Below are 9,422 nucleotides of genomic sequence, written 5' to 3'. Positions count from 1 at the left end.
GCAGCGGCATATGGTCGGCGCCGGTCATCAGCGGCGCCGTGGTGGTGTTGCGGGTGTCGACCGTGCGGAAGAACCGGCTCCAGGCCGGCGGTTCGGATGCCGAGCCTTCGAGCCCGCGCGTCACCGGGTGGCGCTTGCCGGCGTCCGACAGCCGCGCGTGATACGGCTTCTCGGTGACGCCGACCGGCTCGGCCGGCAACAGCGTGTCGAGCGGCGTGCGCCAGATCGAGGTGGTCGAGGCGTAGTCCGGCCCGGCCGACACCAGCACCGCGCCGCCGTTCCTGACATAGCGCGAGATGTTGTCGAAATACGCCATCGGCAGCACGCCCTGGCGGGCGTAGCGGTCGAAGATGATCAGTTGAAACTCGTTGATCTTCTGCTGGAACAGCTCGCGGGTCGGGAAGGCGATCAGCGACAATTCGTTGATCGGCGTGCCGTCCTGCTTCTCCGGCGGCCGCAGAATCGTGAAGTGCACCAGATCGACGCTGGCGTCGGATTTGAGCAGGTTGCGCCAAGTGCGCTCGCCGGAATGCGGCTCGCCCGACACCAGCAGCACCCGCAGCTTGTCGCGCACGCCGTCGATCGACACCACGGCGCGGTTGTTGACCAGCGTCAGCTCGTTATCGACCGGCGAGGCTTCGATCTCGACGATGTTCTGGCCGGCGTGCTTGATCTCGACGTCGATGCTGACGGTCTGGCCGCTCAGCACGGTGCGCTGATTCAGAAGCTCGCCGTCGCGCCGAACCGTGACGCGGGCGCGGTCGCCAGTGATGCCCTGGTCGTCGAGCCGGTAGGTGATGGTCTGGGTCTGGCCGACGATGCCGAACCGCGGTGCCGCCACAATCGCGACGCGGCGGTCGCGCTCGTCCTTGCGGCCGGTGATCAGCGCCTGCACCGGGGCCTGGAAGCTGAGCGCCTGGGCGGTCGCCGGGATGTCGTGGACCCGGCCGTCGGTGATCAGGAAGGCGCCGGCGACGCGGTCGGTCGGCACGTCGGACAGCGCCGAGGTCACCGCGCCGAACAGCTTGGTGCCGTCGGTCTCGCCATCGGCCTGGCCAGCTTCGACGACGCGGACTTCGAGCCCCCTGATCTGCTTCAGCCGGCCGACCAGCGTCTCCTTGGCCTGCTCGGCCTCTTCGGCGCGCTTGCCGAAATCCTGGCTTGGACTCTTGTCGACCACCACCGCCGCCACCGACGACAGCGGCTCGCGCTCCTCGCGGGTGATCGACGGATTGGCGAGCGCCAGCACGATCAGCGCCAGTGCCACGATCCGCACCCAGGCGCCGCGCGCCCGCCCGAGTAGCAGCGCCACCGCGATTACCACGACAGCGGCGACGGCGACCCACAGCACGAGGGTGGGGACCAGAGGCGCAAAGGCGATGCCGTAGTGCAAGCTGTTCTCCTCGTCGCTCATGGTTCGAGACGCATCGCTGCGCGATGCTCCTCACCATGAGGTCCTCGCTTCGTCGTCCCGCCTCAAGCGAGACCTCTCCCTCATCCTGAGGAGCCCGGCGAAGCCGGGCATCTCGAAGGATAAGCTAACTACTGCCCCAGCCGCTCGATCAGCGCGGGGGCGTGGACTTGGTCGGCCTTGTAGTTGCCGGTCAGGGTGTACATCACGATGTTGACGCCGGCGCGGAAGGCGAATTCGCGCTGGCGCGGCTCGCCCGGTGTCAGCGGCAGCATCGGCTGGCCGTCGGGTCGCATCGCCCAGGCGCCGGCGAGGTCGTTCGACGTAATGATAATCGGCGACACGCCGTCGCCGCCACGCGCCGGGCGGGTGGTGTCGTCATCGTCGGTTTCGCGCGGCAGCGCCTCGACCCAGGTCTGGCCATCGGTGAAGCGGCCGGGGAAGTCGCGCAGAAGATAGAAGGTCTTGGTCAGCACGTGCTCGCGCGGCACCGGCTCCAGTTCCGGCACGTCGAGCGACGACAGCACATTGCGCAGCGTCACCATACCGGGGGTCTGCGACGCGCCGCTGGGATCGGGCTGCGCTTCGACTGCGTCGCGGGTGTCGAAGATCACGGTGCCGCCCTGTTTCATGTAGGCGTCGATCCTGTCGAGCGCTGCCTGCGGCGGCTTCGGGCTGCCGGCGACGATCGGCCAGTAGATCAGCGGGAAGAACGACAATTCGTCGCGCGCCGGATCGACGCCGACCGGCTCGCCGGCTTCCAGCGCGGTGCGTTGCGCCAGGAACAGCGTCAGGCCGTTCATCCCGGCTTTGACGATGGCGTCGACGTCGGCATTGCCCGTGATCACATAGGCGAGGTGGGTCTGTGCCGTTGCCTTGATTGCGAACTCGTCCTTGGCGCTCTGCGCGTGCAGCGGCACCGGCATCGACGCCAGCGGCAGCGCCACGATCAGCGCCAGCGCGGCGGCGGCGGTGCGGCGGCGGCGCATCAGCAGCGCGGCCAGCCCGCCGCCGAGCACGGCGACGATCAACGCGTCGAGCAGGAACAGGCCGAGTGACGAGGCCAGCAGCGCGCCGCGCAGGTCGCGCGGCTCGGCATTGCTGTAGGCGGCGCGGCGGGCGTTGATCGCCGAACTGTCGAGCGGTGCGATCCGATCGGCGGCCGCCAGTGCGTTGACGGCGATCGGACTATCCGCGGGGCCGTAGAAGCCGGGCGGATGTTCCACCGTGCCGCGCTCGCGGTAGTCGGCCGGGATCGGCTTGGCGGAGGCCGGCGGTGGGCCGAACGCGCCGAAACCGTCGAGGTTTCGCAGCGGCGACACCGTCTCGGCGGCGTTGGGATCGGCGGCGACCCCGGCTCCGGGCGCCGCGGTGTAGCCGGACATGTCGACCAGCCGGCGCAGCATCTCGACAAAGGTGCCGGACATCGGCAGGTTCGACCAGCGCATGTCGGCGCTGATGTGGAACAGCGTCACCAGACCCTTGCCGCGATGCTCGCCGGTCACCAGCGGGGTGCCGTCGGCGAGCGAGGCCCAGCTCTTGCCGGGCAGCGTCGCGTCCGGCTCCGCAAGCACCTGCCGGTTGACAGTGACGTCACCCGGCACTGCGAGGCCGGCGAACGGGCCGTCGCCGGAGAACGCGGCGAGTTGCTGCGGTCTCTCCCAGGTCAGGCTGCCGCCGAGGCTGCGGCCGCCTTTGCGCAGCTTCACGGGCACCAGATCGTCGTCGTCCTGGCGTGCCAGGCGGGGGCCGGCGAACCGCACCAGCACGCCGCCCTGTTCGATCCAGGAATCGAGCCGCTGGCGTATTTCCGGGGACAGCGCGCCGACATCGGCGAGCACGATCATCGGCAGCTTCTGATCGAGGAATTGCGCGATCACCTGTTGCGGCGCGGCGCGTTCGCCCTGGCGCAGGTCGGCGAACGGCGACAGCGCGCGGGTGAGATAGAACGTCGCCGCCAGCAGCGGCTGCGCGGTGTCGCTGCTTGCGCCGGACACGATACCGATGGCGCGGCGGCGCCAGCGCTTGTCGAGGAGCTGCACGGCGCCGGCGGAGCGTTCGCCTGCGATCTCCAGCCGGGCGATGTCGTTGCGCAATTCGACCGGCAGTTCGAACGCGGCGTCGGTTTCCGAGGCGCCCGGGGCGAGGCTATAGCGCGCCTCGGCGATCGGCAGGCCTTTGCCGTCGAGCGCCCGCACCGTGCCGGCGTCGAGACCGCCGGTCGCCGCGCGCAGCACCTTGACGGTCATCTTCGCCGCGGCGTTCTCGGCGGCGACCAGCGCATGGGCGGGCGGGGCGCCGCCCTCGACGATGGTGACGCTGCGATTCTGCACCAGCCGATTCAGCCCGGTGACGAACTCGCTGCCGCGGCCGGTGTCGATGCCATCGGTCAGCCATACCAACTCGGCATCGCCCGCGGTCTTCAGGAACCGCTCGATCCCGGGCAGCGCTTCGGACCGGTTCACCGCGTAGGGCTTCGGTGCGAGCTGGCGCAGCGCCACCCGTGCGGTGCCGGCCGGCATCAGGGCCGGATCGCGCGTGGTCTCCGACAGCGGTGCCAGCGCCACCGCGCGGCGCGCGCTGTCGGCTTCGGCGATCAGCTCGTCGGCGGCGGTGATCCGTGCCTCCCAGCTCGACGCCGCGGTCCAGCCGTCGTCGAGCAGGAGCAAGAGCGGTGCCTGGCTGCCGCCAGCGGCGGTCTGCGGATTCCAGATCGGGCCGGCGAGGGCGACGATCACCAGCGCGGCGGCGAGCATCCGCAGCGCGGTCAGCCACCATGGCGTCCGCGACGGCGTTTCTTCCTTCGGGGCGATGTCGAACAGCAGCCGGGTCGGCGGGAAATCAATCCGCCGCGGCCGCGGCGGCATCACCCGCAGCAGCCACCACAGCGCCGGCAGCGCCAGCAGACCAAGCAGCAGCAGCGGTTGCGCGAAGCCGAGGGGCAGACTGCCGATCATGCGCCGCGCCCCGCTTTGCCGGCGGCGCCTTTGGCGGTGGTCATGCCGGCGTGCAGGAACAGCAACAGCTCGGCGGCCGAGCGCGAGGTGGTGTGGGTCGAGAACAGCCAGTCGAGCTTCGACGTCTCGAGCCGTATCGCGTCGCGATGCGCGGCGACCAGCGCGACGTAGTCGCTGGCCCACTTCTCGGCGCGCCCGGCGGTGATCGCGCCGCCGCCTTCGGGCTCGACGAATTCGACCCGTCCCGCATAGGGGAAGCTCTCTTCGGCCGGGTCGACGATCTGGACCAGCGTGCCGTGGGCGCCGGAGGCCGACAGTCCGGCCAGCATTGGACGGATATCGCCGACCGGAGACCAGAAGTCGGACAGCACAACGATCTCGGACAGCGATGACGGCACGAACGACGGCGGCAGGCTGCCACGATGGGTGGTGTCGTGCAGGATCGCCTGCGCCATCTTGTCGACGACGTTGTTGCTGGAGGTCGGGTTCATCAGTCCGGGGATGCCGACACGTTCGCCGCCGGCGACCAGCAGTTCGGCCAGCGCAAAACTCACGATCAGGCCGCGCTCCAGCTTGCTGTCGCGCGCGCCCTTGGAGGCGAACGCCATCGACAGCGACCGGTCGGGCCACAGCCAGACCGTGTGGGCGGCTTCCCATTCCAGCTCGCGGACATAGAGATGATCGTCCCGCGCCGAGCGGCGCCAATCGACGCTCGTGGCCGGCTCGCCGGAGACGAAGCGGCGATACTGCCAGAAGTTCTCGCCGGCGCCGGCACGGCGGCGGCCGTGCAGGCCGTGGGTGACGTTGTTGGCGATCCGGCGGGCCTCGAGCATCAGCCGCGGCAGCGACGCCGCGAGCGAGCGGCTTTCGCCGTCGGCACGGCGGACCGCCAGCGTCTCCTGGGTGCGATGCTCGCCGGGCTGCGCCATCAGCCGATCCGGCTCTTGAGCTTCTGGATTACGTCCGGAATCGTGCGGCCTTCCGCGCGCGCCGAGAACGTCAGCGCCATGCGATGTTTCAGCACCGGCTCGGCGAGGTCGAGGACGTCGTCGATCGACGGCGCCAGCCGGCCGTCGAGCAGCGCCCGGGCGCGCACCGCCATCATCAACGACTGGCTGGCGCGGGGCCCCGGACCCCAGGCGATCAGCTTGCCGAGTTCGCCGGCCTCGGGGCCCGGACGCGCCGAGCGCACCAGCGACAGGATCGCTTCAACGACCGAGTCGCCGACCGGCAGCCGGCGCACCAGCCGCTGCGCCGACAGCAGCGTTTCGCCGCTCATCGCCGCTTTCGGTGCGCTCTGCTCGGCACCGGTGGTGTCGAACAGGATGCGGCGCTCGGCATCGCGATCCGGATAGTCGACGTCGATCTCCATCAGGAAGCGGTCGAGCTGGGCTTCGGGCAGCGGATAGGTGCCTTCCTGTTCCAGAGGATTCTGGGTCGCCAGCACATGGAACGGCTTCGGCAGATCGTGCCGGGCGCCGGCGACGGTGATGTGCTGCTCCTGCATCGCCTGCAGCAGCGCCGATTGGGTGCGCGGGCTGGCCCGGTTGATTTCGTCGGCCATCAGAAGCTGGGCGAACACCGGGCCGGCGATGAAGCGGAACGACCGCTTGCCGGCAGTGGTCTCGTCGAGCACTTCGGCGCCGAGAATGTCCGATGGCATCAGGTCGGGGGTGAACTGGATACGCTTGGCGTCGAGCCCGAGCGTGACACCCAGGGTTTCCACCAGCTTGGTCTTGGCGAGACCGGGGACGCCGATCAGCAGCGCGTGGCCGCCGGACAGGATCGTCACCAGGGTATTTTCCACCACGCGATCCTGACCGAAGATCACGGTCGCGATCGCCTCCTTGGCGGCGCGCACTTCACCTGCGACCTGCTCGGCCGAGCGAACGATGACGTCTTCGAGTTTCTCGACACTGTCTGCGCCGGCCATCTTGGTCTCTCCTGTCCGAACTTGTCGCCGCCGGGCCGGTTGCCCTTGATGAGGCCATGTTAGGCGGTTCGCCGCGCTCCGGCGAAGGCTCTGGTTTCATTCACCAAATCTTTCCCCACATTATGAGCATCGCGAGATGGCGCGGATCACGATGTGGAGAGTTAAATCAAGCTGCGCGTGGCGAAATTGAGCAGCTATCGTGCCAGTTCAGAATTCGAGGGTCAGGGTAAACAATGGCGAAGCAAGGGCAGGGTTCATCGCACGATCTTGACGGTCTCACCGAGGCCGCCCGTGACGCTGCGGCGCGTGCGGCCGGTGGCAAGGGATTGCCGCCGGTGCATCTGTGGAACCCACCGTTCTGCGGCGACCTCGACATGCGGATCGCCTCCGACGGAACCTGGTTCTATCTCGGCACCCCGATCGGCCGCCCGGCTTTGGTGCGGCTGTTCTCGACCATTCTAAAGCGCGAGGGCGACAAGCACTTCCTGGTCACGCCGGTCGAAAAGGTCGGCATCATCGTCGATGACGCGCCGTTTCTCGCCGTCGAAATGATCAAGGACCATGACGCGCGCGGCCCGCTGCTGCGCTTTCGTACCAATGTCGACGATTGGGTGACGTGCGACGGCGAAAGTGGGCTGCGGTTCGAATTCGCCCCCGACGGCGGAGTGACACCGTACCTTCACGTTCGTGCCGGCCTATGGGCCAAGGTGACGCGGGCATTGTACTACGATCTTGTTGACATCGGTGAGGAGCGGATGGTCGATGGTCACTCGATGTTCGGCATCGTGTCAGGCGGCTCGTTCTTCGCCATGGCCGATGCCGAGCTGACGAGGGAAGCGCATTGACCGGACCGATGACGGGCACGCAGTCGACTGGCCGCAGTATCAGTTCGATGGAATTTTTCGATCGCGCCCGGCGGCGGCTGCGATTCGACGTGCCGCCGGCGCTGACCGACGCCGCAATCGTTCCGACCGCAGGCGATCACGGCAACGAGCAGATGCTGCGCACGATCGCCCAGGAGCGGCCGATCCGCCCCGCCGCGGTGCTGATCCCGGTGGTCGAGCATGCCGAGCCGACCGTGCTGCTGACGATGCGGGCGGCGCATCTCAACGACCATGCCGGCCAGATCGCCTTCCCCGGCGGTAAGATCGACCCCACCGACAATTCGCCGCTCGACGCCGCGCTGCGCGAGGCAGAAGAAGAGGTCGGGCTCGATCGCTCTTATGTCGAGCCGATCGGCTATCTCGACGTCTACGGTACCAGCTTCGGTTTCCGGATCTTGCCGACGGTGGCGCGGGTGCGGCCCGGTTTCGAGCTCGCCATCAACAAATCCGAAGTCGACGACGCCTTCGAAGTGCCGCTCGCGTTCCTGATGGACCCCGGCAATCATCAATTGCACAGCAAGGAGTTTCGCGGCGCGCAGCGCTCCTACTACGCGATGCCGTTCGCCGAGCGCTACATCTGGGGCGCGACTGCCGGGATTTTGCGCGCGCTGTACGAACGGGTTTGCCTGCCATGATCCGTGTGGTTCTCACCGAGCTCGCAATTTTCCTCATACCTTTCGTGCTCTACGCGGTCTTCCTGATCGCGACCCGTTCGGCAATGCTGCAGCGTTCGTCGTGGCCGCTGCGGGTTGTCGGCTGGCTGGTGGCGTCGGCACTGGTACTGGTGATTCTGAGCTTGCTGCTGCTTGTGCATTATTCGGGCGCTCCGCCGGGATCGACCTATGTCCCGGCGCATCTGGAGAACGGCAGGCTGGTGCCTGGGGTGGAGAAATGACCGACGTGCCGGTGCGCAGCGATGCGCCGTGGCTGCATACGGGACCGGCGGCGCGGGTACTGGCGCTGCTGAACGGGGACGGCGAAGAGGCGCGGGTGGTCGGCGGTGCGGTCCGCAACGCGCTGTTCGGGCTGCCGATCGGCGATGTCGACATTGCCACCACCGCACTGCCGGACGAGGTGGTCCGGCGCGCCAAGGCCGCCGGCATCAAGGCGGTGCCCACCGGAATCGAGCACGGCACGGTGACGCTGGTGCTCGAGGGCCACGGCTTCGAAATCACTACGCTCCGCGAGGACGTCGAGACGTTCGGCCGCAAGGCCAAAGTGGCATTCGGCCGCGACTGGGCGCGCGATGCGCAGCGCCGCGACTTCACCATCAACGCCCTGTCGATGTCAGCCGACGGCACGGTGCACGACTACGTCGGCGGTCTCGCCGATATCGCGGCGCGGCGGGTGCGGTTCATCGGCGATCCGGATCAGCGCATCGCCGAAGATTACTTGCGCATCCTGCGGTTCTTCCGCATCCACGCCGCCTATGGCGCCGGATCGCCGGATCGCGATGCTTATCTGGCCTGCATCCGCGGCCGCGACGGTCTTTCGACGTTATCCGCCGAGCGGCTGCGGATGGAGATGCTGAAGCTGATGGTCGCGGGCGGCGCCGAGGCCTCGGTGGTGGCGATGGCCGACGGCGGGCTACTGCTCGCGGTGCTCGGCGGCGTCGCTTATCTCGGCGCTTTCGCCGCGATGATCGGCGCCGAACGCGCGCTCGGGCTCGAGGCCGATCCGGTCCGGCGGCTCGGCGCGCTGGCGGTCGCGGTGACGGAAGACGCCAAACGGCTGGCGCAGCGGCTGCGGCTCTCCAACGCCGAAGCCAAGCGGCTCGACTCGATGGGGCATCGCTGGTGGCGGCTCGCCGGCATGGACGAGGCCACCGCGCGGCGGCGTCTGTATCGGCTCGGCGAAGCCCGGTTCCACGACCGCATGATGCTGGCCTGGGCGCGCGCCGGGCGTGGCGCCGATCCGGCTCCCTGGCACGCTCTGATCGCGCTGCCGGAGCGCTGGCAGGCGCCGGCATTCCCGCTCAAGGCCGCGGACTTCCTCGCCCGCGGCTTCGCGGCCGGACCGGCACTCGGTCATGTGCTGACGCTGGCCGAAGATGCCTGGCTCGCCGCCGATTTTCCGCTCGAGCCGGCCGCACTACGCACCATCGCCGACCAGACCGCGGCGCGGTTCGCCCGCGATCACCTGCTTTGAATCCCAGTCGAGTAAAGCGTCTCCGCATCGGCGCCAGCCCCGATGCGGCAGACAACCGGCCATAAGCCCGAGGCCGTCGACCTCAGGCC

Annotated in this window: 8 protein-coding genes; 4 read left to right on the top strand and 4 right to left on the bottom strand. The window is 68.7% G+C overall.

What is annotated here, in order from left to right:
- The 4 genes from DU475_RS05425 to DU475_RS05410 all read right to left on the bottom strand — a co-directional run.
- The coding region (locus DU475_RS05425) for a hypothetical protein (protein ID WP_164631106.1) at positions 1 to 1,393 on the bottom strand (1,393 nt) is incomplete at its 3' end.
- Positions 1,394 to 1,542: 149 nt separating this feature from the next.
- Positions 1,543 to 4,368, bottom strand: a complete 2,826-nt coding sequence (locus tag DU475_RS05420; protein WP_164631104.1) for a DUF4159 domain-containing protein — start codon at positions 4,366 to 4,368, stop codon at positions 1,543 to 1,545.
- A complete protein-coding gene (locus DU475_RS05415) occupies positions 4,365 to 5,297 on the bottom strand; it encodes a DUF58 domain-containing protein (protein WP_164631102.1) in 933 nt (310 codons plus the stop codon). The genes DU475_RS05420 and DU475_RS05415 overlap by 4 nt, the downstream gene beginning before the upstream one ends.
- On the bottom strand, positions 5,297 to 6,301 hold the full coding sequence (locus tag DU475_RS05410; protein WP_013501130.1) for an AAA family ATPase: 1,005 nt from the start codon (positions 6,299 to 6,301) through the stop codon (positions 5,297 to 5,299). Before DU475_RS05410 ends, DU475_RS05415 begins: the two co-directional genes overlap by 1 nt.
- Before the next feature lie 233 nt (positions 6,302 to 6,534).
- Here DU475_RS05410 and DU475_RS05405 point away from each other — a divergent pair, with 233 nt between their 5' ends.
- From DU475_RS05405 to DU475_RS05390, 4 genes are read left to right on the top strand one after another with little or no spacing between them, the layout of a single operon-like run.
- The gene (locus tag DU475_RS05405; protein ID WP_047309908.1) at positions 6,535 to 7,146 is read left to right on the top strand and encodes a DUF1285 domain-containing protein; all 612 of its coding nucleotides are present in this window, start codon (positions 6,535 to 6,537) and stop codon (positions 7,144 to 7,146) included.
- 8 nt (positions 7,147 to 7,154) lie between these two features.
- Complete coding sequence (locus tag DU475_RS05400; RefSeq protein ID WP_185966178.1) at positions 7,155 to 7,820, top strand: CoA pyrophosphatase; 666 nt, start codon at positions 7,155 to 7,157, stop codon at positions 7,818 to 7,820.
- Positions 7,817 to 8,080 carry a DUF6111 family protein gene (locus DU475_RS05395; RefSeq protein WP_013501133.1) on the top strand — a complete coding sequence of 88 codons (264 nt, stop codon included), beginning with the start codon at positions 7,817 to 7,819 and terminating at the stop codon, positions 8,078 to 8,080. Before DU475_RS05400 ends, DU475_RS05395 begins: the two co-directional genes overlap by 4 nt.
- A complete protein-coding gene (locus tag DU475_RS05390; RefSeq protein WP_013501134.1) occupies positions 8,077 to 9,333 on the top strand; it encodes a CCA tRNA nucleotidyltransferase in 1,257 nt (418 codons plus the stop codon). Before DU475_RS05395 ends, DU475_RS05390 begins: the two co-directional genes overlap by 4 nt.
- Positions 9,334 to 9,422: the final 89 nt, after the last annotated feature.

The organism is Rhodopseudomonas sp. WA056, assembly GCF_010906995.1.
In the GTDB taxonomy this organism is placed as follows: Bacteria; Pseudomonadota; Alphaproteobacteria; order Rhizobiales; family Xanthobacteraceae; genus Rhodopseudomonas; species Rhodopseudomonas palustris_G.
This window is presented reverse-complemented; position numbering and strand designations above follow the sequence as displayed.